Source organism: Winogradskyella sp. PE311 (genome assembly GCF_046545555.1).
GTDB lineage: Bacteria > Bacteroidota > Bacteroidia > Flavobacteriales > Flavobacteriaceae > Winogradskyella.
This window is the reverse complement of record NZ_JBHZTH010000001.1, coordinates 92,531-117,370: the sequence shown is the minus strand read 5'-3', so window position 1 is coordinate 117,370 and position 24,840 is coordinate 92,531. Positions and strand designations below refer to the sequence as shown.

The following is a 24,840-nucleotide window of genomic DNA, read 5'->3' as shown; positions in this document are numbered from 1 at the left end:
TAAATAAACAAAGCCCATGATTTTAGAAATGAAAGTGCCTTCACCAGGCGAATCGATTACTGAGGTAGAAATAGCAGAATGGTTAGTAGAAGATGGAGATTATGTTGAGAAAGACCAGGCTATTGCAGAAGTAGATAGTGATAAAGCAACATTAGAATTACCTGCGGAAGCTAGTGGAATAATTACCTTAGCTGATGCTGACGGAAATAGATATGAAGAAGGCGATCCTGTAGTTGTTGGAGCAGTAGTCTGTTTAATTGATACAAGTGCAGAAAAACCTGAGGGTAGTTCTGATTCTTCACCAAAGGAAGAAAAGAAGGACACAGCTCCTAAAAAAGAGGCAGAAAAACCAGCATCATCTGAATCAAAAACATATGCAACAGGCACTCCAAGTCCAGCAGCAAAGAAAATTTTAGATGAGAAAGGAATAGATTCAAACTCAGTAACTGGTTCTGGAAAAGACGGAAGAATTACAAAGAATGACGCAACAAATGCTGTGCCTTCAATGGGAACTCCGACTGGAGGAAATAGAGGAACATCTCGCAGTAAAATGTCTATGTTACGTCGTAAAGTTGCAGAACGTTTAGTTGAAGCAAAGAATACAACCGCTATGTTAACTACATTTAATGAAGTTAATATGACACCGATTTTTGAATTGCGTAAGCAATATAAGGAAGACTTTAAAGCTAAGCATGGCGTAAGTCTTGGTTTTATGAGTTTCTTCTCATTGGCTGTTGTAAGAGCATTAAAAATGTATCCTGCTGTTAATTCTATGATAGATGGTAAAGAAATGCTAACATACGATTTTGTAGATATTAGCATAGCCGTATCAGGACCAAAAGGTTTGATGGTTCCTGTAATTAGAAATGCTGAAAACTTATCTTTTAGAGGTATTGAATCTGAAGTGAAACGTCTAGCAATTAGAGCTAGAGAAGGCGAAATTACTGTAGATGAAATGACAGGAGGTACCTTTACTATTACAAATGGAGGTGTATTTGGTAGTATGTTATCAACACCAATTATTAACCCACCACAAAGCGGAATTTTGGGAATGCATAACATAATTCAGCGTCCAATTGCGGTAGATGGCAAAGTTGAAATTCATCCAATGATGTACGTGGCATTGTCTTACGATCACAGGATTATTGATGGTAAAGAGTCTGTAGGTTTCTTAGTAGCAATTAAAGAAGCTTTAGAAAACCCTGAAGAATTATTAATGAATAATGAAGTTAAAAAGGCTTTAGAAATGTAATTAAAGTCATTATAATAATAATCAAAAAAGCGCAATCTTAAGTAATTGCGCTTTTTTTCTCCTTAGAATTAAGAGGGTAACTAACTAAAATTAACTAAAAAAATTTACTGCTATATTAGCTGATATAACAACTATCGAGCTAACAACTAAGAGTACCATAAAGAGTTTATCTTTTTTTTCTGAATTATCTTTTATCGTTTGCATTTGAACTATTTTTTAAAAGTTAAAACTCTGAATCATAAGTTAATTCAGAGTTTATAAGAATTTAACTTGAGGCATTGATTAATAGCAATGTAAAGTTCTTAATAATTATAAAGACATACTATACGTAACATTACGTATTTTTTATTTTTTTTCAATGAAAAAGCCTCGGACACAAGTCCGAGGCTTTAATAATCCCCTAAGAACTAATTAATAGCTCGTTATTAACCCTTAATTAATAACAGTGTAAATATCTGAAATAAATCGATTGAATATATACGTAACTTTACGTATATTTCATTTATTATCATAAGTTAATAAAATTAGAATTCTCTTTTACCCATATTAATAGGCTATTTTGCTTTCGTTCTAGCTGAAGTTTTTTAATAATATTACTTTTATGTTTTTCCACTGTTCGCGGTGATATAGAGAGTATTTCAGCTATTTCTACACCAGTTTTATTATCTGCAATGAGGTTAACAATTTTCATTTCGTGCTTGGTAAGTAACTCTATGTATTTTGGTTTTTCTTTAACTTCTATAAAATTTAATAATTCGGGACTAAAATAAGATTTACCTTCTAAAACGTATCCTAAGCAGTTTTCTATTTCATCTAAAGCAAATTCCTTTAAGACATAACCATAAACACCGATAGCCTTAGCTTGCCTATATATTTCTTCATCTTTTTCAAAAGTTATAAGAACTATTTTGGTTTTTAGATGAGCCTCTTTGCATTTTTCTGCAATTTGCAAACCAGTATAGAATGGCATTTTAATATCTAAAATTGCAACGTCTGGTACATGTGCCTTTATTAAAGCTAATGCCTCTTTTCCATTTTTAGCACTGGCGATAACGTTATAGTTTTTTTCGTTTAAAAACTCTTGGAGACCTCTAAGTACTAAGGGATGGTCATCCGCAATTATTAAGGTAGGATTCATTTTGCTATTAATTCTAGTATTGTGAATATACTAAGAATATAGATTTTATTATATTTCTTTAGACTTTAAGTAGATATATTTTTTTTCATAATCAATTACAGCCTTACCTTTTTTTAATATATCTGCACCAATGATGCCATCAACTGGTTCTGCATTATGATTTTTTAATCCATTATTAACGTGAGAAAGATTAAATAAGATTAAAGCAACACGACTTTTTTTCCATTTTCCAATTTTCAATTCATTTGAGCGCGAAATCTGTGTTAACATGTTTGAAGCACCAGCGCCAACCGCTTTAATTTCAGAGTCTTTAACTTTTAAATTAAACCTTTCAATAGCTTCAAATCCAACACAACTGCTAGATGCCCCTGTGTCTAAAATAAAACTCCCTTTGATATTATTAATAGTAGCCTTAATTTCAAAGTGATTGGTTTTTGTTAGTTTTAGCTTTATCTTAGAATATCCTCTTTTAATGAGAAAGTCCTTTAGTGTTTCCATAAACATATTTTGTGTAAATATAGTAAACAGATACTGTGCTAAACAATTACTTTTGTGAGATGATAATTACTGATACACATACACATTTATATAGTGAGGCGTTTGATGGAGATAGATCAGAAATGATACAAAGAGCTATTGACGCAAAGGTTGAGCGTTTTTTTATTCCTGCAATAGATTCTACCTACACAGAATCTATGTTAAAACTTGAAAATGATTTCCCAGAAAACATCTACTTAATGATGGGTCTACATCCAACACATGTTAAAGCTAATTATAAAGATGAATTAGCACATGTTGAAGAGATGTTAGCAAAACGAAACTTTTACGCTGTTGGTGAAATAGGTATCGATTTGTATTGGGACAAAAGTACTTTAGATATTCAGATAAAGGCATTTAGACATCAAATCAAATTGGCCAAGAATTATAAATTACCAATAGTTATTCATTGTAGAGAAGCTTTTGACGAAATTTTTGAAGTTTTAGAAGAAGAAAAATCAGATGATTTATATGGAATTTTTCATTGCTTTACAGGGAATTTAGAGCAAGCAAATAAAGCAATATCATATAATATGAAATTAGGAATTGGTGGTGTTGTTACCTTTAAGAATGGGAAGATAGATCAATTTATACATCAAATAGATTTAAAACACATAGTTTTAGAAACAGATTCACCTTATTTAGCGCCAAAACCACACAGAGGTAAACGTAATGAAAGTTCGTATATTAATAAGGTGTTAGAAAAATTAGCTGAACTTTATAAAATGAGCGAAGAAGAAGTTGCTCTTATAACAACTGAAAACTCAAAATCAATTTTCGGAATTTAGATATGTATAAAGCGAATATTTTACTTATTTATTCAGGTGGTACTATTGGTATGACCAAAGATCCTCATACAGGTATTTTAAGAGCTTTCGATTTTGATAGTCTTTTAGATAAAATTCCTGAACTTCGATTATTAGATTGTAATATAGAGACAGTTTCATTTGACATACCTATAGACTCATCAAATATAAACCCTAAATATTGGGAGTTAATAGCAAACCTCATTGAAGTTAATTATAACAAGTTTGATGGTTTCGTAGTTTTACACGGAAGTGATACCATGAGTTATTCTGCTTCAGCACTTAGCTTTATGTTAGAGAATTTAGATAAACCAGTCATTTTTACTGGATCTCAATTACCAATAGGAGATTTACGTACAGATGCAAAAGAAAATTTAATTACGTCTATACAAGTGGCTTCTTTGCATGAGAATGGAATACCGATAATAAGAGAGGTTGGTTTATATTTTGAATATAAGTTATATCGTGGCAATAGGACTACAAAGATAAATGCAGAACATTTTGAAGCTTTTGATTCTCCAAATTATCCCAATTTAGCAGAATCTGGAGTACATTTAAAAGTGAATAAGGAGTATTTAAAAAAGGAAACTATAAAAGAAAAGCTCATAGTAAGAACAGCTATGGACACTAATATTGGTATTTTAAAATTATTCCCAGGTATTTCTAAGCCTTTAATTGAAGCTGTAATAAACACCAATAATTTAAAAGGTCTGATTATTGAAACTTATGGTTCGGGTAATGCAACAACAGAAAACTGGTTTGTAGAATTATTAAAAGAGGCTATTAATAAAGGTTTGTACATTATTAATGTAACACAGTGTTCTGGTGGAAGTGTGATTATGGGGCAGTATGAAACAAGTTCTCAGTTAAAAAACATCGGTGTGATTTCTGGTAAGGATATTACAACTGAAGCAGCAGTTGCTAAATTGATGTACTTATTAGGTTATAAAATAGCAAGAGATAAGTTCCCATTTTATTATGAAAAGCCATTAAGAGGCGAATTGACTTAAAATTAACGGCTCAAATTTTAGTGTTTGAAGTTTTTTTCGTTATTTGGTCATCTGTAATTTTGAAATAAAATTTACAGAGAGGTGGCCGAGTGGTCGAAGGCGCACGCCTGGAAAGTGTGTATACTCCAAAAGGGTATCGAGGGTTCGAATCCCTTCCTCTCTGCTTAGATTTTACGTGATAGTTACATTATTTTTTTTATCTTTAACACTTTAACTAATAAAATTAAGATTCAGAACAATGAAAAGATTATTTTCTATCCTTGCCATAACATGTTTAATGGCTATCGGAACTGTTAACGCTAACGCAACAACTTTAGCAACTACAACAGCAACTGTAACAACCTTAACTCAAGATGATGCACCTGCAGAAGATTTGGGTTTCCATCAAGAACTAAAAAAGCGTTTTATTGAAGGTGGTCCAGGCTTTATGGGTATTGTATTATTATGTTTAATTCTTGGGTTAGCAATTGCTATTGAGAGAATTATCTTTTTAAACCTTTCAACAACAAATTCAAAAAAATTAACACAAAACGTTGAGGATGCATTAAATTCAGGTGGTATTGAAGCTGCTAAGGAAGTTTGTAGAAATACAAAAGGTCCTGTTGCTTCTATATTCTACCAAGGATTAGACCGTGCAAATGAAGATCTTGATGCAGCAGAAAAAGCAGTTGTGGCATATGGTGGAGTACAAATGGGTCAGTTAGAAAAGAATGTATCTTGGATCTCTTTATTTATAGCTTTAGCACCAATGCTTGGTTTCATGGGGACGGTAATAGGTATGATTCAGGCCTTTGATAAAATTGAAGCAGCTGGTGATATGCAACCTTCTTTAGTAGCAGGTGGTATTAAAGTGGCACTTTTAACAACAGTATTTGGTCTTATCGTAGCAATTATTTTACAGATTTTTTACAATTATATTATTGCTAAAATCGATAGTATTGTAAACGATATGGAAGATGCATCAATTACATTGATGGATATGTTAGTAAAACACAAAAAATAAAAAAAGACCACATAAATTATGTTACACAAAATTTTAAAAATAGTAGCTTTAGTTCTTAGCGTACTTGGTATTGTTTTTCTTGGAAGAATAATAGCAGAGGGCGATGAAGAAATTAAGGCAGCGGCACTAGCAGGTGATACTGCTATTGTTGATCCAATAGCGATTATCGCCTATGTAATATTGGGACTGGTTTTATTATTTGTGGTGGTTTTTGTTTTAAAAAATCTATTCACAAATACATCTGGTCTTAAAAATACCTTGATAGGTATCGGCGCATTTGCAGCAGTATTAATTATTTCTTACATAGCTTCTGGTGGTGATACACGAGAGTACAAACTACAAGACGGAATAGCTACTGAAGCACAGTCGCATATGGTAGGTGCAGGTTTAACTGCATTTTATATTTTAATTATTGTTGCGGCAGTCGCAATGATATTCTCAGGAGTTAAAAAAATAATTAGTAAATAATTAAATATGGCAAAAAGATCGGCACCAGAAGTAAATGCAGGTTCAATGGCTGACATTGCCTTCTTATTACTTATTTTCTTCTTAGTAACTACTACTATAGAAAAGGATAAAGGATTATTAAGGAGTTTGCCACCTATCGACGATACAGAAGTTGAGCCGCCAATTATTAAGCAAAAGAATTTATTTACTGTACTAATAAATCGTAACAACCAATTACTCGTGGAAGATGAGCAAATGGAAGTTAAAGATTTAAGGCAAGCAGCGATAGATTTTTTAGATAATGGTGGTGGTACTAATGCAGCTGGTGAGAGTTGTGATTATTGTAAGGGTAATAGAGACGAAGCATCTTCAGATCACCCAGACAAAGCAATTATCTCAATGAAGCACGATAGGGAGACCTCGTATGAGCAATATATGGATGTTCAGAACGAACTAGTTGCAGCCTATAACATTTTAAGGGAGCGGGAGGCAAAACGTTTATATAAAAAGTTTTACCCGAATTCTGAAAAAGTGTATACTGCAATGTTAGAAGAAAAGGAAAAGAATCAATTTAGTAAGGATACAATTCTTAATGGTCGTATAACGACTATAAAAGAACTTTTCCCTATGATATTGTCTGAAGCAGAACCAGATAAAAACTAAAAGTAATAATTATGTCAAAGTTTAAAAAAGGAGGAAAAAGTGAATTGCCAGCGATTTCAACGGCATCCTTACCTGATATTGTATTTATGTTACTTTTCTTTTTTATGGTAGCAACTGTAATGCGCGATAGTAGTTTAATGATAGAGAATATCTTACCAAGCGCAGATCAAGTAGAAAAGCTTAAGAAAGATAGAACTGCTTTTATTTATGCAGGGAAACCTAGTAGTCAATTTTTACATTTAGGTACTGAGCCAAGAATTCAGTTTAATGATGCCTTAATTACGGTTGACGATGTGCAGCTTAGTGTACTTTCAGCTCAAGGAGAATTAGTTGAAGAATTACAGAAAAAGTTTGTAGTAGGTCTTAAAGTAGATAAAAATACACATGCAGGTTTAGTATCGGATATTAAGCAAGAGCTTAGAAAAGCAAATACATTAAAAGTAATGTATATAGCTAATGCGAAAACTGAATAAGTTAAAACCTTATTAATTTATATTGAAACGCCCTGAGAAATCAGGGCGTTTTTTATTTAAAAACATTTAAAGATTTTGTAGCTTTATCTTATGAAGAATTGGATTTTGGTTTTAATACTATTTATTGGTTTTATAGGATATGCTCAAAGTAATGATAACGTAGACCTTTATGCAAGTTATAGAGAAGATCAGTTTTATGCTTCAGTAACATATAACTTGCTAAATGATAAATTAGAAGGAGTCTCTCAAAATGGATTTTCATCAGGAATTCATTTCGGGTTTATTAGAGATATGCCAGTTAATGATAGAAGAAATTTAGCGATTGGTATAGGAGTAGGTATATCTTCAAATTCATACAATCAAAATGTTTCAATTTTAGAGACAAATAATAATATTACTTATAATATTATTGATGAAGATGAAGTTAATGTGAGTAAGAATAAGTTTACGACTTATCTTGTTGAAGTACCTTTTGAATTTAGATGGAGAACATCCACTTCTACAGATTATAATTTTTGGCGTATTTATACTGGATTTAAACTTGGTTATTTATTATACAATTCATCAAAATATAAAAGTGATAACGGTAATCAGAATTTATCTAATATAGATAATTTTAATAATATACAGTATGGCATAACGTTAAGTGCAGGTTATGGCACATGGAATTTTCATGCGTATTATGGACTTAATCCAATCTTTAATAATGTAAAACTGAGTGAAAGAACACTAGATATAAGTTCATTCAAAATTGGTTTAATGTTCTACATTTTATAGCCAATAGTTTAAAAATGCTATTTGCGGAAATAAACCAGTGAAAAGACCAATAATTAATTCTTGATTAGTATGTGCTTTAAGGTGCAGCCTAGATGTTGCTATAGCACCTAAAACAACCATCATTAAAGAAATTGTTCCATTAATATTTATCTGATAGTGAATGCCCAATGCTACTGCAAACATAAAGAAGCCAGAAGCAGCAATCATGTGTATACTCGCCTTTATTTTAAAAACTGCAAGTATAAAGCACGCAAGAGTTGAGCATAAAATTCCAAGGAAGAAATAATAGAGTTCTACAATTTCATTAGATGTTAATACTCGCATTAGAATTAGTGAAATAATGACGCAGTTAATAAACAATGGGATTAGCCTCTCTTTTGTGCTCTTTAAATATATACTATTAACCTTGTTTACAGTTTTAAGTAGAAAAAAAAGTAAAATAGGTAATATAATTGTTAATATTACTATCGAGAATATTTTAGCATTCTGCAGAGGTTGGGGTATAAAACGCGGTGTTTTATGAAAATAAAACATTACACCCAATATTGGCATTATTAGTGGGTGAAAAATAAACGAGACGCTTTTTAAAATAAAATCCTTCATATTGCAGCGTAAAAATACCTTTTTATTTTCATGTAGTTGGATTATTTTTTTGATCTCATTCTGTTATATGCTAAGCATTTTATATCGCCTTAAATTGGCTTTAACTTTTTTTAATTAAATTGCTATTAATCACATTGATTCTCTTAAAGATGAAAAAAGTAAAATTAATTTTTAGTCTAATACTTCTAATCAGTGCTAACTCGCTTTCGGCTCAAGGTAATTATGGGATAGTTTTACCTACTACTGCAAATAAAAACGAGATTAATAAAAACTGTCAAAATTGTAGGTCTACTTTTAAGCTAAAAGTTAAGGAAGTACAATTTTCTATTAAAAGGGATAAACAGAACTTGTTTTTTCATACTAATGATAAAAAGTGGTTTAATCAATTATTTAAAAACTCTAATGACGGTATTGCAATAGATGTGGTTTCTAAAACTATTTATGATTGTACTTTAGAAGATGTAGATTCAGAACAGATAAGAGGTACACTGCTTAGACCAGTTTATGCATCGAGACTTAAAAGTGGGCTTAAACCTTTTGGAAAAAATATGTTTAGGGTTCTAGTGGGTAGGATCCCAGACAATCTAAAAAATGAAGACTTAGAATACAATATGCTATTTTTAGGTAATAAATCACTGTGCAGATATCAAGTTATATTTGATTTGCAAGCCTATAAATGGGACTTATTAGATATGGGTATGTATTTAGATTCTTTGAGTCTTACTAATGAGAAATTAATTAAAGAAGATGATGATAAGTTTGAAATTAAATATAAAACGCTTCGATTTAAAATACCTTTTGAAAAAAATAAATCTCAGTATTCTCCAGAAGATATAAAGCCATTATATGACTCCTTAAGATTAACAAATTTTAATATTAAGACAATAAATATTAACGCTTATTCCTCCGTAGAAGGTAGTTTAGAGCGGAATATTGAGTTACAGGAAGAACGTGCGAACAGTATAGCTGAAGCAATTCAGACTTACCAAAAGCCAACAATTAAAACCTCGATAACTTCTTCCGAAAATTGGGTTGAATTCTTAAATGATATAGAAGGTACAGATTACATGAATTTAAAAAGTCTCAGTAAATCTGAAATAAAATTGAAATTAGTTGGTGCGTTCTCTAAAGAAATGGAAACCTATTTAAAGCATCATAGAAAAGCAGTAATTACTTTAGAGTTAGAACGAAAAGATATTTATAAAAACAAATCAGAAAATGAATTGATTGGTTTGTTTAATCAATCGATTTCTTCTGGTGCATTAGATAAAGCCTCTCAAATACAAAATTCGATTTTTGATAAGCTTAAAAACAGAGAGGTTTCCCCAGACATTTTAACGAAAATGGAAATTCCTAATCAACTAAAATATCTAAATTTTTTAAATAGTAATAGCTCTATTAAGTATCAATTAGATGAGAAACAAATTATAATAGTTAGAAATGAGTTAGAAGCTTTAAAAAAATTAGATCCTAAAAATCCTAAAATTAGATATAATTTGGCCGCATTAAAATTTAGAATTTGGCGCTACGACTTTGAACCTGTTAACGATGCAAAATTTAAAACTGAAGTATATAATTTAAAAAATTATGGTATAGATCAAACTCTTATTGATAGAATGATGATAAACTATCATATTATTAAAAGTGAAAAATATATGCGAAAACGCGATTATGCCAATAAAGACAAATCTGTGAATTATATAAATAAGTTCTATAAGAAAATTACATTATCGGATTTTGATTACTTCAGTTTAGCACAGTTTTTAGCGTATTATGCTAATATTGAAAAAGCAGCAGAATTATTAACCGTTAAAGCAAAGCGTATTGATGTAGATGAAGATTTATTATTTTACTACTTAAACCTTACTCTAGTTAATAAAGAACTAACACAGACAGACGATTATAGAGCTATTATGTTAAATGCTTATAATCTAAATAGCAAAAGGTATTGTAAATTGTTTAATGCTATTGAAAAAGGAGGAGTAACCTTTCAATTGTTAGAAAATGATTATTTACGAAAAGGTTATTGCGAGAGTTGTAATTAAATTTTCTTTCTAAGTCGAGCTACAGGTATATCTAATTGTTCTCTATATTTTGCAACAGTCCGTCTAGCAATTGGGTAACCTTTTTCTTTTAAAATTTTAGAAAGTGCTTCATCAGTAAGAGGTTTCTTTTTGCTTTCTTCTTCAATGACTGTTTCAAGGATTTTTTTGATTTCTCTAGTAGAGACTTCCTCACCTTGATCATTAGTCATAGATTCTGAGAAGAATTCTTTTATAAGTTTAGTGCCATAAGGAGTATCTACATATTTACTATTGGCAACACGAGAAATAGTTGAGACATCCATTTCTATTTCATCGGCAATATCTTTTAGTATCATTGGACGGAGATTTCGCTCATCACCACTTAAAAAATATGCTTTTTGATAATGCATAATAGAGCTCATAGTAACAAATAGCGTCTGTTGACGTTGCCTAACAGCTTCTATAAACCATTTAGCTGCGTCTAGCTTTTGTTTTATAAACATAACGGCGTCTTTCTGAGCTTTAGATTTCTGCTTTGTATCCTTGTAACCTTTAAGCATATTATTATACTCTCTAGAGACATGTAGCTCAGGAGCATTACGTCCATTTAAGGTTAATTCTAATTCTCCTTCAACAATCTTAATGGCAAAGTCAGGTACTATATGTTCAACAATTTTATTATTACCAGCGTAGGATCCTCCTGGTTTTGGGTTGAGACGTTCTACTTCTTCTATGGCATCTCTTAACTGTTCTTCATTAATATTAAACTTTTGTAATAATTTTTTATAATGTTTTTTAGTAAAAGGCTCAAAAGCTTTGTCAATCATTAATGTAGCTAATTCCACATCAGGATTCTGCTCTTTTCGATGTAGTTGAATACTTAAACATTCTTGCAAATTACGAGCTCCTACACCAGCAGGATCTAATTGATGTACAATCTGAAGCACCTTTTCAATCTCTTCTTCTGTTGTAAATACATTTTGAGTAAAAGCTAAATCATCTGTAATATCAGATAAGGAACGTCGTATGTAACCACTTTCATCTACACTACCTACTAGAAAATAAGCAATCTCTTGCTCGTTATCTGAAAGTCTAAATGTATTAAGTTGGTTTATTAAATGTTGCGTAAATGAAGTTCCAGCGGCATATGGTACACTTTTATCTTCATCATCTGCACTATAATTGTTGGCTTGCGTGCGATATTCTGGTATTTCGTCATCACTTAGGTACTCATCGATATTAATATCATCGGCTTCTATAGTTTCATTATCATCATAGTCATCAGTGGAGTTATCAAAATCGTCCATATTATCCTCAGTGGCTTCAGATTCTTTACCAGTATCCAATGCAGGGTTTTCCTCCAGTTCTTGCTTTAAACGTTGCTCAAAAGCTTGGGTTGGCAGTTGTATCAACTTCATAAGTTGAATTTGCTGCGGAGAAAGTTTCTGCGAAAGTTTAAATTGTAAAAACTGCTTTAGGGACATAAAATGTTCTATTGACTATAAAAATAACAAAAACCAATCAGGTTATTAAAGCCTAACAGATTTAAATTTTATTTAAAATTCTGCGTTTTGAGGTGTTCTTGGATAAGGAATTACATCTCTAATATTTCCCATTCCTGTAGCAAACATTACTAATCGCTCAAATCCTAATCCGAAACCAGAATGAACAGCTGTTCCGTATTTACGTAAATCTAAATACCACCATAATTCTTCTTCAGAAATATCTAAGGCTGCCATTTTTTCTTTCAATACATCTAATCGTTCCTCTCTTTGAGAACCACCAACCATTTCTCCAATACCTGGAAAAAGAATATCCATAGCTCTGACAGTTTCTCTTCCTTGATCATCAGGTTCGTTCAAACGCATATAGAATGCCTTAATGTTAGCTGGGTAATCAAATAAAATTACAGGGCATTTAAAATGTTTTTCTACAAGAAAACGTTCATGCTCAGATTGCAAATCTGCTCCCCATTGTTCAATTAAATAATTGAATTTCTTCTTTTTATTAGGCTTACTATTTCTTAAGATATCAATAGCCTCTGTATAACTTACGCGCTTAAAATTATTATCAACCACAAATTTAATTTTCTCAATTAGACCCATATCACTTCTTTGAGCTTGCGGTAATCTTTTTTCTTCGTCTTCTAATCGTTTATTTAAGAAGTCTAAATCGTCTTTATTATGTTCTAATATATAACCTAAAACGGATTTCATAAAGTCTTCAGCTAAATCCATATTGCCTGCTAAATCCATAAAAGCAACCTCTGGTTCTATCATCCAAAACTCTGCTAAGTGACGCGTTGTATTTGAGTTTTCTGCTCTAAATGTTGGTCCAAAGGTGTAAACCTTTCCTAAGGACATCGCATAAGTTTCGGCCTCTAACTGACCAGAAACGGTTAGGTTTGTTTCTTTGCCGAAGAAGTCTTTCTTATAGTTAATTGTACCGTCTTCATTTAGAGGAGGGTTTTTAGGATCTAGCCCAGTTACACGGAACATTTCACCTGCACCTTCTGCATCACTACCAGTAACAATAGGTGTGTGCATATAATAGAAGCCATTTTCATTAAAATATTTATGAACAGCAAATGATAATGAAGAACGCAAACGCATTACAGCGCTAAAAGTATTCGTTCTTGTGCGCAAATGTGCATTTTCTCTCAAGAATTCGAAGGAGTGCTTCTTTGGTTGTATTGGGTATGTTTCAGCATCTGAATCTCCTAAAATCTCTAGTGTTTTTACAACAATCTCAACAGATTGTCCCTTGCCTTGGCTTTCTACTAATTCGCCAGTAACGTGTAGTGCAGCTCCAGTAGTTATTCGTTTTAAAAGTGTCTCGTCAAAATTTTCAAAATCTACAACACATTGTATATTATTTATCGTAGAACCATCATTTAAGGCTATAAAGCGATTAGCTCTAAAAGTTCTTACCCATCCTTTTACGGTAACATCTTGCAAGGTAACGTCTTGCGACAGTAATTCTGCTACGGTTTTTGTTGTCATTTTTTATTTATTTTGAAATGCTAAGATAAATGTTCTTCTTTATTTTTTATATCGTCTTCGGTATCATCTTCCGAAGGAATTATATTTATTGATGGCTTTCGTAATACTTCTTTATTTGCAATGTTACGCTCTAGTGATAATAGTAAAGACGGCAATAATAGTAAATTAGAAAGCATTGCAAAAAGTAATGTTATAGATACTAAAGCACCTAAAGCTACAGTACCACCAAAACTAGAAATGGTAAATACGGAAAAACCAAAGAATAAAACAATAGACGTATAGAACATACTAACCCCAGTTTCTCTAAGTGCTGCGTATACAGATTTTCTTATTTTCCAATGGTTAGCAAGTAATTCTTGTCTGTATTTGGCTAAAAAATGAATGGTGTCATCTACAGAAATACCAAACGCAATACTAAATACCAAAATCGTTGATGGCTTTATAGGCACGCCAATATAACCCATTAAACCTGCAGTAACAAGGAGTGGCAGAAGGTTTGGGATTAATGAAACAATAATCATTCTAAAAGAACGGAATAAATAGGCCATAAATAACGAGATAAGAAAAATCGCTAGGGATAATGAAATAACTAAATTTCTGACTAAATATTTAGTGCCTTTTTGAAAAACTAAAGCCTTACCAGTCATAGTAACTTCATAACGTTCCTTTGGAAATACTTTATCAATTTTGGTTTGAAGGTTTTCTTGAATACGCTCCATTTTCTCAGTGCCAATGTCTTTCATAAATGTAGTAATACGTGCATATTGGCCTGTGCTATCTACAAAATTATTTAAGAGCTCTACATCAGAAGAAGAATTTTTTGCATAGGACAATATAAAACTATTCTCTTGGCTGGTTGGTAATTGATAATACTTGGGATTACCATTGTAATAGGCTTGCTTACTGTACTTTACTAAACTTACTACTGATATTGGGCGTGATAATTCTGGAGTTTCTTCTATTAACTCTTCGAGTTGGTTTATCCGTTTTAAAGTAGCTAATTTCATAACTCCTTTCTTACGTTTTGTATCTACCATAATTTCTAATGGCATAATGCCATTAAATTCATCTTCAAAAAATCGAATATCTTTAAAAAACTGTTTGTTTTGTGGCATGTCTTCAATGAGACTTCCAGATATTTTAATCTGGTTTATACCAATCATGCTGGCAATTATTAGAATAAGCGCAGTTACGTAAATGGTGATTTTTTTGTGTTTTACCATACGCTCCATCCAATCAACAAAACCACCAATCCATCTTTTATTTAAGTGCTCTAAGTGCCGATCTTTAGGGTAAGGTAAGAATGTATACATAATCGGAATGATTAGTAGACACAAGATGAAAATTGCCAAAATACTTAATGAAGCAACAATACCAAATTCCTTTAAGAGTGTACTTTCGGTTAAAATAAATGTTGCAAAACCAGATGCAGTTGTAACATTGGTCATTAAAGTTGCATTACCAACTTTAGTAATAACGCGTTGTAAGGATTTTACTTTATTTCCGTGAGATTTTACTTCATGTTGATATTTATTAATTAGAAAAATACAATTTGGAATACCAATGACAATAATTAACGGGGGTATTAAAGCTGTAAGCACTGTTATTTCATAACCTAACAATCCGAGAATTCCGAAGGTCCACATAACACCAATACAAACAACTATTAAAGAAATAAAAGTTGCTCTAAACGATCTAAAAAACAGGAAGAAAATTAAGGAAGTTATTAATAGTGCAGCACCGATAAAAATTGGTATCTCATCAACAATATTTTGTGCATTAAGGGTTCTGATATAGGGCATACCAGAAATTCGAACATTTAATTTAGTTTGTGTTGCGAATGCATCTACTTGAGGTTGAAGGACGTTAAGCGTAAAATCCTTCCTTGCCGATGTATTTACAATATCTTTCTTGAGGTAAATTGCAGTTCTAATGGTTTTAGTCTCTGCGTTAAATAAGAAGTTATCGTAAAATGGGTATTGATTAAATAATTCATCTTGAAGCTTATCAATCTCTTTTAAAGACTTAATAGAATCTTTAATGAAAGGTTCTAAATCAAATTGTTCTTTTTTAGAATTCTTTACTAATTTCTGAAGATCTTTTATTGATAAAACAGTTTCAACTTCATTATAAGATTTAAAGGACTCTGCGAGTGTGTTCCAAGCATTAAGATTTTCTACTGAAAATAGACTAGAATCTTTAACGCCAAGAACGATTAAATTACCTTCTTCTCCAAAAACTTTAAGGAATTCATTATAGGTAATATTTACTTCATGTTCATCTGGTAACATATTGGCCTCTGTATAGGTAAAGCGCATATGTTTCCACTGCATACTAAAAAACACAGTAGCAGATATAATAGCTATTAAGATAAAGATTTTGTTACGTAAAATTAATCGCGCGACAACTTCCCAAAATCCTGTGGTAAATAGTTTAAACATTTATTGTTAGAAATGAGCGGCAAAGGTAGAAAAATCCTTGTGACTTATAGAAAAAATGAGAATTAATAGTATCTAATTTTTAGAAAAAGAGGATGCTATTATTTAACGTTTTTGTTCTTGCAAATTATAAAGACAAAAAGTATCTTTTAAAAAATGAGTTTATGCACTTTTTAAAAGTATGTTTTTCAATTATTGTATTAAGTATAACTAGCTTTCTTTATTCGCAAAGTATAAAGAGATATAGCCATAATTCCTTAGCTGAAAAAATCTATTTGCAATTAGACAATGACGTATATACAACAAATAAAACGATTTGGTTTAAAGCTGTAATTGCTAATGCTGTAGCACATGAAACACTTTTATCTAGTGGTGTTTTATATGTAGATTTAATAAGTGCAGAAGAAAAAGTAATTGAATCCAAAATAATTAAAATTAGCGAAGGTATAGGGCGAGGGTATTTTGATTTAAATACTGGTTTTAAAGAGGGACTATATCAAATAAGAGCATATACAGAGTGGAACAGAAATTTTGAAGCTGATTTTGTTTTTAAAAAATATATTCAAATTTTTTCTGCAGAAGAGCCTAAGAATTCTAATGTTATTTTAGAAAATTTACGTCTCATAGATACATTAGAAGGTAGTACAAGATTTAAAATAGATATCTATCCAAAAAGGTTTGATAATAATGACAAAAATGATTTAAAAGTAACGGTAAGCTTTGATAAAGAACAAGAAACTGTACAATTAAAAAAAGGCAAGAATAATAAATATCTTTTAGATTATACATTACCTGCCATTAATAGTCTTATAAATTTGAAATTACAAACACAGAACGGACTGTCTTATACTACTTCTTTTTCTGTCAACCCAAATTATTTAGAAGTACAATTTTTTCCAGAAGGTGGTGATCTTATAGATCAACTCTCTTGCAAAGTTGGACTTAAGGCAACAGGTTTTAATGGCTTTGGTAAATATGTTGAAGGCGACATAGTTGATGAAAATAATAATTTAGTTTCTACATTTAAAAGTAATAGATTAGGAATGGGAAATTTCATATTAAATGAGATTGATATTTCAAAAACTTACCATGCTATTGTTAGAGACAGTCTAAAAACTATTCTTAAGAAAATACCTCTCCCCAAAGTAATAAAAAGTGGTTATAGCCTAGAAGTTAATAGCGATGATAAAAATATATTTGTAGGTGTTCGTTTAAATAAGCAAAATCCGAAAACAGTCATTTTAAAAGGAGCAACTAGAGGTTATGAGTACTTCGTAGAAAATAAAAATCTAATAAACGGAGAATGTAGTTACATAATTGCCAAGGATAAATTTCCTGAAGGAGTGATTGCATTTACGGTGTTAGACGATTTTAATAAACCTGTTTCAGAAAGACTATTTTTTAATACCAGAGAAGAGAATCGTATAGATCTTTCGATTAATTTAGATAAGCTAAGTTACAAGCAGCGCGATCAGGTAAATCTAACTATTGAAAATAATCATAATTCAGATGCTAATAACTTAAGTACATCAATATTAGTTTTAGATAAAGATAGTTCTGGGGAATTGCAATATTCTAGGGAAAATTTATTGTCTTATTTCTTGCTAAGTTCAGACTTAAAAGGGCATATAGAATCTCCTGGATCTTATTTTAGAGATAATATAGATTTAGATATTGATGATTTGATGTTGACCCAAGGTTGGCGTAAATATAAATATAGAAAACCATTAGATAAGCTTAACTATACTTTAGAAAAGAGCTTAGAAGTTAAAGGAGTTGTTAGTGTTAATAATTCAAAATTAGAAAAAGAAGAGGTAGATATTTTACTTATGGTTTTTGATAGAAAACCAATTACATATGCCAAGACTATTGTATCTCCGGGTAGTTTTCGCTTTCGATTAGAAGATATGTACGGAGATTATAAAGAGTTTTTAACGAAAAGCTTAACTGACTTTAAGAAGAAAAATAAAAAAGTGAAAATAGCTATTTCCAAAAAACAACAATTACCAATTAGTTTTGATTTTAAGAATAGAGATATTGGTATTAAGGATAGTTTAATTGAGAAAGTAGTTAAAGCCAACCAATTTCAGAAATACAGGCAAGATAAATATTATAAAGATTACTATGGAGTTACGAAGTTAGATGAAGTTGTTGTTGATGCTTATAAGTTAACACCAGAAAGGGAAAAGGTTAATAAGAAGTATGGTAAACCCAATATTGTAATTGATGGTAAAGATATTCAAGAAAAAGAGCCTAAATGGTCAAATGGTTTATACAGTGCTTTACGTCACGGTTTTCAAGATAAAATAATTATAAGACGGAGTCCTAATGGTAACTTTTACGCAGAGGATCCCAGTCAAAGAACTCTTGTTGTTGTAGACGGAATTCCTGTGAAAGAGCAAGATCTAGATTTGGTGCAATATATAAGAAGTGATGAAATTACTAGTTTTGAAATAATAAATAATGCAAGAAATTTTAAAGCACTAATAGCCGAAGTATACTCTACTTTTCCACCTTATGGAATAACTGATGGTTGTGTACTAGCTATTTACACTAATTCTAAAAAAGGATTGTTTGGTGCTTTAAAATCAACAAAAAAAGTAGAGATACAAAGTATTCCTGTTTTTGCAACAAATAAAGAGTTTTATGCGCCAATACATAATGTAATTAATAAAATAGATTGGTCAAATCCAGATCTTAGAAGCCCTTTATTTTGGAAACCAGAAATTAAGTTTAACCAAAAAGGAATTGCGACTTTAAGTTTTTATAACTCAGATAAAACTGGAGATTTTTTAATCATTTTAGAAACAATTTCTAATACGGGAAAGATTGGCTATAAAGAAATAACATATAATGTTATTACAAATGATTTTAATGATTAGTCAATGACTAAAATTTATAGAGAAATATTAAAGGTAAACTTAAAGGCAATATTATCTTCTAAATTGGGTAAGTGGTAACCACCATAGCGATATGCAAAACTGAGTCCAAAGCCAAAAAGTAGTTTGTTTATTTCAAAACCAGATTCAGAATATAAGTGTTTTAGTGTATTAAAGGTTATGCCTTGATGTCTATCTATACTATTCATATCTCCAATGGCAAATCTCGAAATTAAGACCAGTTGAGGTTTAAACCAATCTGAAATTTTAAAAGGTTTAAAAAAATGCTTGAATTGTAATGTTGAAAATTTATCACTAAAGAACTCATTAAAATACATGGTCTCAAAGCTATTGAGTCCAGCTACAGAAAAACGTTGTAGGATTGTTTCTTTTGTAATGTTATTTGGATAAGCATGATAGAGGTGGGTAAGTGGTGTTTCACCTCCTGCAATTCCTGCAACTAATGTGATATTGGTAATTGCGTCATTCTTGTGTTTAAATTCTTGGATAGTCCTAAAATCTAATTTTGAAAAGTTAAAGTCACTACCGAAAACAGACTCAAACCCTTTAGTAACTTGAAGTGTAAATTTAGGAAAACCATCTTTAGTTTCTTTTATGGTATTATCTTCTAACTTAAAAATACTGAAAGGACTCCATTGTAGACTAATTTTAGCCGTACTTATATCAAAAGTATTAAAAGATCTTGCTCCCAAAACAAAATTATAGTTGTAAGTAGGATTGATTTTGCTAATTGCCAATTGCGTCTCAGAAAGTAAATGATTAGAGATTTTATGCTCTAATGCAATAGACTTTGTAATATGTCTATGAAATAAATCTATATTTAAAAGCCGAGGTTCAAAAAAAGTAAAAAAGCGCTTATCTGTTAAAAAAGAAGAGCTACCAGTTTCTTGTAAATCATCTATATAAGATAAATTTATCCAAGAATTTGAAGCCTCGTTAATTCTAAAGCCGCCACCAATTTTATATTTATAACGTTTGTCTTTAAATCCATAAACTAAATACGAATTTATTCGGTAACGCTCAGAAAAACGGTCGTTTGTAACTCCGCCAAGACCAGTTCTAAAACCTTCGAATTGATTAAATTTAACAAGATAACGAAGGTCAGCGTTGAAGTAATTAAATGGAAAAAAGCCGTTACCTATATTTTTTAAAAACTCAGTTTTCTTTAACGAATCTTGAGCTATTTTGATTGAATCTTTTGCCCTATTATTTGGGTTTTGGGTAAACCCATTTGTCGCAATAAAAAACAATAAAACAACAAATAGAGACTTTCTCATTAAGATTTAAAAATTTTAGTTAAAAAAAACATCCCTTTTGGGATGTTATATATTTTAGTGAAAAGATTATACGGTCATAATCTCTTTTTCTTTAACATCTAGAATTTCATCTATTTTCTTAACGTAAGAATCGGTGAGCGATTGTATATCTATTTCTGCATTACCTTGTAAATCTTCCGAAACATCACTTTTCTTAATATCATTCATGGCTTCTTTACGCGCATTTCTAACACCGACTTTCGCATCTTCAGTTTCAGCCTTTGCTTGCTTAGCCAAATCCTTACGACGTTCTTCTGTTAATGGTGGAACATTAATAATAATTGTTTCGCCATTATTCATTGGGTTAAAACCTAGATTTGCATGCATGATACCACGTTCAATTTCTTGCAACATACTTTTTTCCCATGGCTGTACAGAAATTGTTCTACCATCTGGAGTATTAACATTAGCTACTTGAGATAATGGTGTTTGCGACCCATAATAATCAACCATTACACTTCCAAGCATAGCAGGGCTTGCTTTACCAGCTCTAATATTAATTAGCTGCTTTTCTAAATGCTTTAATGCAGCATCCATAGCCTCTTTTGCCGTGTCTATAATAAATTTAATATCTTCATTCATTGTATTAACTTTTTTAATTGAGAGGTATCAAAGTTTAAACATTTACTTCAGTTCCTATATTTTCTCCAGAAACAACTTTTAGTAAATTTCCTTTTTTATTCATATCAAACACTATAATTGGCAATTCATTTTCTTGACTTAAAGTAAAAGCAGTTGTATCCATAACTTTTAAACCTTTAAGCAATACATCTTTAAATGAAATATGATCAAATTTTACAGCTGTACTATCTTTTTCTGGGTCAGCAGTATAAATACCATCTACTCTTGTGCCTTTTAAAATTACATCCGCCTGTATTTCAATAGCACGCAATACAGCAGCAGAATCAGTTGTAAAATATGGATTTCCTGTTCCACCTCCAAAAATCACTACGCGCCCTTTTCTAAGATGACTAAGGGCTTTTCTTCTAATAAACGGTTCAGCAACCTCATTGATTTTAATAGCTGTCTGTAAGCGTGTCTTTACATCTGCATCTTCCAAGGCATTTTGTAACGCTAAACCATTGATTACTGTCGCTAACATTCCCATATGATCTCCTTGGACACGATCCATACCATTCATTGCGCCAGCAACCCCTCTGAAAATATTGCCTCCACCAATAACAATTGCAACTTCTACGCCTAAGTCAGTAATCTCTTTAATATCCTTAGCATATTCAGATAAACGATCTGGGTCTATACCATATTGACGGTTACCCATTAAGGCTTCACCTGAAAGTTTCAGTAGTATTCTTTTATATTTCATCATTGATTTTGAAAGTTGAACAAAGCTACATAATTATTAGCTTTTGTAAAAGTGAAAAAAATGTGAAAAAAAAGCCTCTCTAGATTAGAGAAGCTTTTTTAATTTTATTTAAAGAATAATAAATTATCCTACAGTAGCACGTTTAAAACCTGTTACGGCAACATCGCCATAAGATCCTACATACTGAGCTACAGTTTGCTTATCATCTTTAATAAACTTTTGGTCTAATAAACATTGTTCTTGATCTAAAGTTGTGTTATCAGAAATGAAACGATCCATTTTACCTGGTAAAATTCTGTCCCAGATTTGTTCTGGTTTACCTTCAGCTTTTAGTTCTGCTTTTGCAGTATCTTCAGCAGCAGCGATAACTTCTGGCGTTAATTGAGCCATAGAGATATAACTTGGTACGTTCTTTAATGTTTTACCTAAACGGCCTAATTCAATATTATCTTTTTCTATTACTGCAATACGTGCTTCAGTTTCTGAAGCAATAAATGCAGGGTCAAAATCTTTATAAGATAGTGTTGTCGCTCCCATAGAGGCCACTTGCATAGCAACGTCTTTAACCAAAGTTTCAACGTTATCGACTTTTGAAGATAAACCTACTAATGCAGCAATTTTATTTATGTGCACGTATTGTCCAACATAAGGTGCATCTAGTTTTTCAAAAGAAGTAATATCTAATTTCTCACCGATAACTCCAGTTTGTTCAGTTAACTTTTCAGCAACTGTCATACCACCGAAATCTGCTGCTAAAAATTCTTCTTTTGTATTGTAGTTTAAAGCAACGTCAGCTAAATCATTAGCTAATGCTACAAATGTTTCATTTTTTCCAACAAAATCAGTTTCACATCCTAGTACAATGGCAACACCAGAGGTATTGTCTGCATTTAATTTAGCAACAGCTGCACCTTCAGACGAGTCTCTATCAGCTCTTTTTTCTGCAACTTTTTGTCCTTTTTTACGTAATACTTCAATGGCTTTATCAAAATCACCTCCAGCTTCAACTAAAGCTTTTTTACAATCCATCATACCCGCACCAGTTGCTTGTCTTAGCTTGTTTACTTCTGCTGCTGTAACTTTTACAGTATTTTCCATAGTTTTAAAATTTAAAAAGTCATTCAATTAATTTTCTAAATGAAAAGAACTAAATGACTTTTAATATTATATAAATGTTATTTATTCTTCTTCTTGAGACGCTACAGGAGCTTTTTCAGCTTTTTTGGCTTCTGGTTTTGCTTCCTTCTTAGCTTCTGTTTTTGCTGGCTTCGCCTCAGTTTTTTCGGTCTTACCTTCTTTTTGAGCACGTTCCGCTTTTCTTTCGTTTAAACCGTCTGCAACTGCAGAAGTAACGATAGATAAAATTTTATCAATAGATTTAGACGCATCATCATTAGATGGAATTAAATAATCAACTTCACGTGGGTCAGAATTTGTATCTACCATTGCGAAAATCGGAATATTTAATTTTTGCGCTTCTTTAATTGCAATATGCTCGCGCATTATATCTACTACGAATAAAGCACCTGGCAAACGTGTCATATCAGAGATTGAACCTAAGTTCTTTTCTAATTTTGCACGTAAACGGTTAACTTGTAAACGTTCTTTCTTAGATAAAGAGTTGAATGTTCCGTCTTTCTTCATTCTATCAATAGATGCCATTTTTTTAACGGCTTTTCTAATTGTAACAAAGTTAGTTAACATTCCACCTGGCCAACGCTCAGTAATATAAGGTTGGTTTACAGCACCTGCTTTCTCAGCTACGATGTCTTTTGCTTGCTTTTTAGTAGCTACGAATAAGATTTTTTTACCTGATGCTGCAATTTTTGCTAAAGCTGCACTAGTTTCTTCAATCTTAGCTGCTGTTTTGTAAAGGTTAATAATATGGATGCCATTTCGCTCCATATAGATGTAAGGAGCCATGTTTGGGTTCCACTTACGAGTGAGGTGACCAAAGTGTACACCTGCTTCTAGTAGTTCTTTTACTTCTACTTTTTCCATTTTGTAATAGTTTACGTTCTGTTAAATTAGCAATGACTAAGTGGTCGCAAAGGCTCGCCTCAATCATTTAGATGCTAAACTTTAAGTTCTGAATTTTTTTCAGAATCTTATTAATTTCAATAAATAAAAATCCAGAATCTGCCGAAACAGATTCTGAATAAAAGTTGTTGGATATTAACGTTTCGAGAATTGGAATTTCTTACGGGCTTTCTTCTGACCGAATTTCTTTCTCTCCACCATACGTGGATCTCTAGTTAATAGACCTTCTGGCTTTAATATCGTTCTGTTTTCAGGATCTAACTCGCACATTGCACGCGAAAGGCCTAAACGTATTGCTTCTGCCTGGCCGGTGATACCACCTCCATATACGTTAACAGTAATATCAAAGTTGCCATCATTGTTAGTCAAGGCTAAAGGTTGGTTTACTTTATACTGAAGTGTTCCAGTAGTAAAGTATTCCGCCATGTCTTTTTTGTTCACCGTGATTTTGCCTTTTCCTTTGGCAACGTACACACGAGCAACAGCCGTCTTTCTACGGCCAATTTTGTGAATTACTTCCATTAGTTAATTTCGTTTAATTTAATTGCTTTTGGTTTTTGAGCTTCGTGAGCGTGCTCAGTGCCAGAAACAACTGTTAAGTTTCTAAAAAGGGTAGCTCCTAATTTGTTTTTAGGTAACATTCCTTTTACTGACTTTTCTACTAATCTGGTTGGGTCTTTCTCAAACATCTCAGTAGCAGTCAAGCTTTTTTGACCACCTGGATAACCTGTGTGACGGATATAACTTTTCTCTGTCCACTTGTTACCAGTTAAGTTGATTTTTTCTGCATTAACAACAATTACGTTGTCACCGCAATCAACGTGTGGCGTAAAATTAGGCTTGTGCTTACCTCTTAAAAGTATTGCTACTCTTGAAGCTAAGCGACCTAAAGTTTGTCCTTCAGCATCAACTAAAACCCACTCCTTATTAACGGTAGCTTTGTTGGCTGAAACTGTTTTGTAGCTTAATGTATCCACACTAATTTGATTTATTATTGCACTCTACAGTGCAAAAGATTAAACATTCCTCTTCCGAAAAAGAGTTTGCAAATTTACGATAAAGTATTGGATTACCAAACGTTGTGAAA

23 protein-coding genes and 1 tRNA gene are annotated in these 24,840 nt (G+C 31.7%); 11 read left to right on the top strand and 13 right to left on the bottom strand.

Going from position 1 to position 24,840, the window contains the following annotated elements; genetic code table 11:
• The first annotated feature begins 16 nt into the window (after positions 1-16).
• A complete protein-coding gene (gene odhB, locus ACFWU4_RS00470) occupies positions 17-1,252 on the top strand; it encodes a 2-oxoglutarate dehydrogenase complex dihydrolipoyllysine-residue succinyltransferase (RefSeq protein WP_411123782.1) in 1,236 nt (411 codons plus the stop codon).
• Positions 1,253-1,760: 508 nt separating this feature from the next.
• Here odhB and ACFWU4_RS00465 read toward each other — a convergent pair.
• Positions 1,761-2,390, bottom strand: a complete 630-nt coding sequence (locus tag ACFWU4_RS00465; protein ID WP_411123780.1) for a response regulator — start codon at positions 2,388-2,390, stop codon at positions 1,761-1,763.
• 48 nt (positions 2,391-2,438) lie between these two features.
• Positions 2,439-2,888 (bottom strand): retropepsin-like aspartic protease, encoded by a 450-nt coding sequence (locus ACFWU4_RS00460; protein WP_411123778.1) that lies wholly within the window; start codon positions 2,886-2,888, stop codon positions 2,439-2,441.
• Between the two features lie 59 nt (positions 2,889-2,947).
• On the opposite strand from ACFWU4_RS00460, the gene ACFWU4_RS00455 reads away from it, so the two are divergent.
• From ACFWU4_RS00455 to ACFWU4_RS00420, 8 genes are all read left to right on the top strand, one after another.
• Positions 2,948-3,715: a TatD family hydrolase gene (locus ACFWU4_RS00455; RefSeq protein WP_411123776.1), complete on the top strand. Its 768-nt coding sequence runs from the start codon at positions 2,948-2,950 to the stop codon at positions 3,713-3,715.
• Positions 3,716-3,717: 2 nt separating this feature from the next.
• Positions 3,718-4,743 (top strand): asparaginase, encoded by a 1,026-nt coding sequence (locus ACFWU4_RS00450; RefSeq protein WP_411123774.1) that lies wholly within the window; start codon positions 3,718-3,720, stop codon positions 4,741-4,743.
• Positions 4,744-4,818: 75 nt separating this feature from the next.
• Positions 4,819-4,906, top strand: a tRNA-Ser gene (locus ACFWU4_RS00445).
• A 75-nt stretch (positions 4,907-4,981) separates the two neighbouring features.
• Entirely contained in the window at positions 4,982-5,746 is a 765-nt protein-coding gene (locus ACFWU4_RS00440; protein ID WP_411123772.1) for a MotA/TolQ/ExbB proton channel family protein, read from the top strand.
• Between the two features lie 18 nt (positions 5,747-5,764).
• The gene (locus ACFWU4_RS00435; RefSeq protein WP_411123771.1) at positions 5,765-6,214 is read left to right on the top strand and encodes a hypothetical protein; all 450 of its coding nucleotides are present in this window, start codon (positions 5,765-5,767) and stop codon (positions 6,212-6,214) included.
• A 6-nt stretch (positions 6,215-6,220) separates the two neighbouring features.
• Positions 6,221-6,856, top strand: coding sequence for an ExbD/TolR family protein (locus ACFWU4_RS00430; RefSeq protein ID WP_411123769.1), 636 nt, complete (start codon positions 6,221-6,223; stop codon positions 6,854-6,856).
• Positions 6,857-6,867: 11 nt separating this feature from the next.
• A complete protein-coding gene (locus tag ACFWU4_RS00425; RefSeq protein WP_411123767.1) occupies positions 6,868-7,329 on the top strand; it encodes an ExbD/TolR family protein in 462 nt (153 codons plus the stop codon).
• A gap of 90 nt (positions 7,330-7,419) precedes the next feature.
• Complete coding sequence (locus tag ACFWU4_RS00420; protein WP_411123765.1) at positions 7,420-8,106, top strand: porin family protein; 687 nt, start codon at positions 7,420-7,422, stop codon at positions 8,104-8,106.
• Here ACFWU4_RS00420 and ACFWU4_RS00415 read toward each other — a convergent pair.
• The gene (locus ACFWU4_RS00415; protein WP_411123763.1) at positions 8,101-8,430 is read right to left on the bottom strand and encodes a hypothetical protein; all 330 of its coding nucleotides are present in this window, start codon (positions 8,428-8,430) and stop codon (positions 8,101-8,103) included. The genes ACFWU4_RS00420 and ACFWU4_RS00415 overlap by 6 nt on opposite strands.
• A gap of 428 nt (positions 8,431-8,858) precedes the next feature.
• Between ACFWU4_RS00415 and ACFWU4_RS00410 the strand changes: the two genes are divergently transcribed.
• Positions 8,859-10,754, top strand: a complete 1,896-nt coding sequence (locus tag ACFWU4_RS00410; protein WP_411123761.1) for a hypothetical protein — start codon at positions 8,859-8,861, stop codon at positions 10,752-10,754.
• Here the strand turns inward: ACFWU4_RS00410 and rpoN are convergent.
• The 3 genes from rpoN to ACFWU4_RS00395 form a co-directional block, all read right to left on the bottom strand.
• On the bottom strand, positions 10,751-12,217 hold the full coding sequence (gene rpoN / locus ACFWU4_RS00405) for an RNA polymerase factor sigma-54 (protein WP_411123759.1): 1,467 nt from the start codon (positions 12,215-12,217) through the stop codon (positions 10,751-10,753). The two genes, ACFWU4_RS00410 and rpoN, sit on opposite strands and share 4 nt — an antisense overlap.
• Before the next feature lie 72 nt (positions 12,218-12,289).
• Complete coding sequence (gene asnS / locus ACFWU4_RS00400; RefSeq protein ID WP_411123757.1) at positions 12,290-13,735, bottom strand: asparagine--tRNA ligase; 1,446 nt, start codon at positions 13,733-13,735, stop codon at positions 12,290-12,292.
• A gap of 20 nt (positions 13,736-13,755) precedes the next feature.
• A complete protein-coding gene (locus ACFWU4_RS00395) occupies positions 13,756-16,176 on the bottom strand; it encodes an efflux RND transporter permease subunit (RefSeq protein WP_411123755.1) in 2,421 nt (806 codons plus the stop codon).
• Between the two features lie 92 nt (positions 16,177-16,268).
• Between ACFWU4_RS00395 and ACFWU4_RS00390 the strand changes: the two genes are divergently transcribed.
• Entirely contained in the window at positions 16,269-19,055 is a 2,787-nt protein-coding gene (locus ACFWU4_RS00390) for a hypothetical protein (protein WP_411123753.1), read from the top strand.
• Positions 19,056-19,069: 14 nt separating this feature from the next.
• Here the strand turns inward: ACFWU4_RS00390 and ACFWU4_RS00385 are convergent, their stop codons facing one another.
• From ACFWU4_RS00385 to rplM, 7 genes are all read right to left on the bottom strand, one after another.
• The gene (locus tag ACFWU4_RS00385; RefSeq protein WP_411123751.1) at positions 19,070-20,350 is read right to left on the bottom strand and encodes a DUF5686 family protein; all 1,281 of its coding nucleotides are present in this window, start codon (positions 20,348-20,350) and stop codon (positions 19,070-19,072) included.
• A 66-nt stretch (positions 20,351-20,416) separates the two neighbouring features.
• The gene (gene frr / locus ACFWU4_RS00380; protein WP_411123749.1) at positions 20,417-20,971 is read right to left on the bottom strand and encodes a ribosome recycling factor; all 555 of its coding nucleotides are present in this window, start codon (positions 20,969-20,971) and stop codon (positions 20,417-20,419) included.
• A gap of 34 nt (positions 20,972-21,005) precedes the next feature.
• Complete coding sequence (gene pyrH, locus ACFWU4_RS00375; RefSeq protein WP_411127196.1) at positions 21,006-21,713, bottom strand: UMP kinase; 708 nt, start codon at positions 21,711-21,713, stop codon at positions 21,006-21,008.
• Positions 21,714-21,836: 123 nt separating this feature from the next.
• Positions 21,837-22,811 (bottom strand): translation elongation factor Ts, encoded by a 975-nt coding sequence (tsf, locus tag ACFWU4_RS00370; protein ID WP_411123747.1) that lies wholly within the window; start codon positions 22,809-22,811, stop codon positions 21,837-21,839.
• Between the two features lie 81 nt (positions 22,812-22,892).
• A complete protein-coding gene (gene rpsB / locus ACFWU4_RS00365; RefSeq protein ID WP_411123745.1) occupies positions 22,893-23,714 on the bottom strand; it encodes a 30S ribosomal protein S2 in 822 nt (273 codons plus the stop codon).
• Between the two features lie 174 nt (positions 23,715-23,888).
• On the bottom strand, positions 23,889-24,275 hold the full coding sequence (rpsI, locus tag ACFWU4_RS00360) for a 30S ribosomal protein S9 (RefSeq protein ID WP_411123743.1): 387 nt from the start codon (positions 24,273-24,275) through the stop codon (positions 23,889-23,891).
• Positions 24,275-24,730 carry a 50S ribosomal protein L13 gene (gene rplM / locus ACFWU4_RS00355; protein ID WP_411123741.1) on the bottom strand — a complete coding sequence of 152 codons (456 nt, stop codon included), beginning with the start codon at positions 24,728-24,730 and terminating at the stop codon, positions 24,275-24,277. The genes rpsI and rplM overlap by 1 nt, the downstream gene beginning before the upstream one ends.
• Between the last annotated feature and the right edge of the window lie 110 nt (positions 24,731-24,840).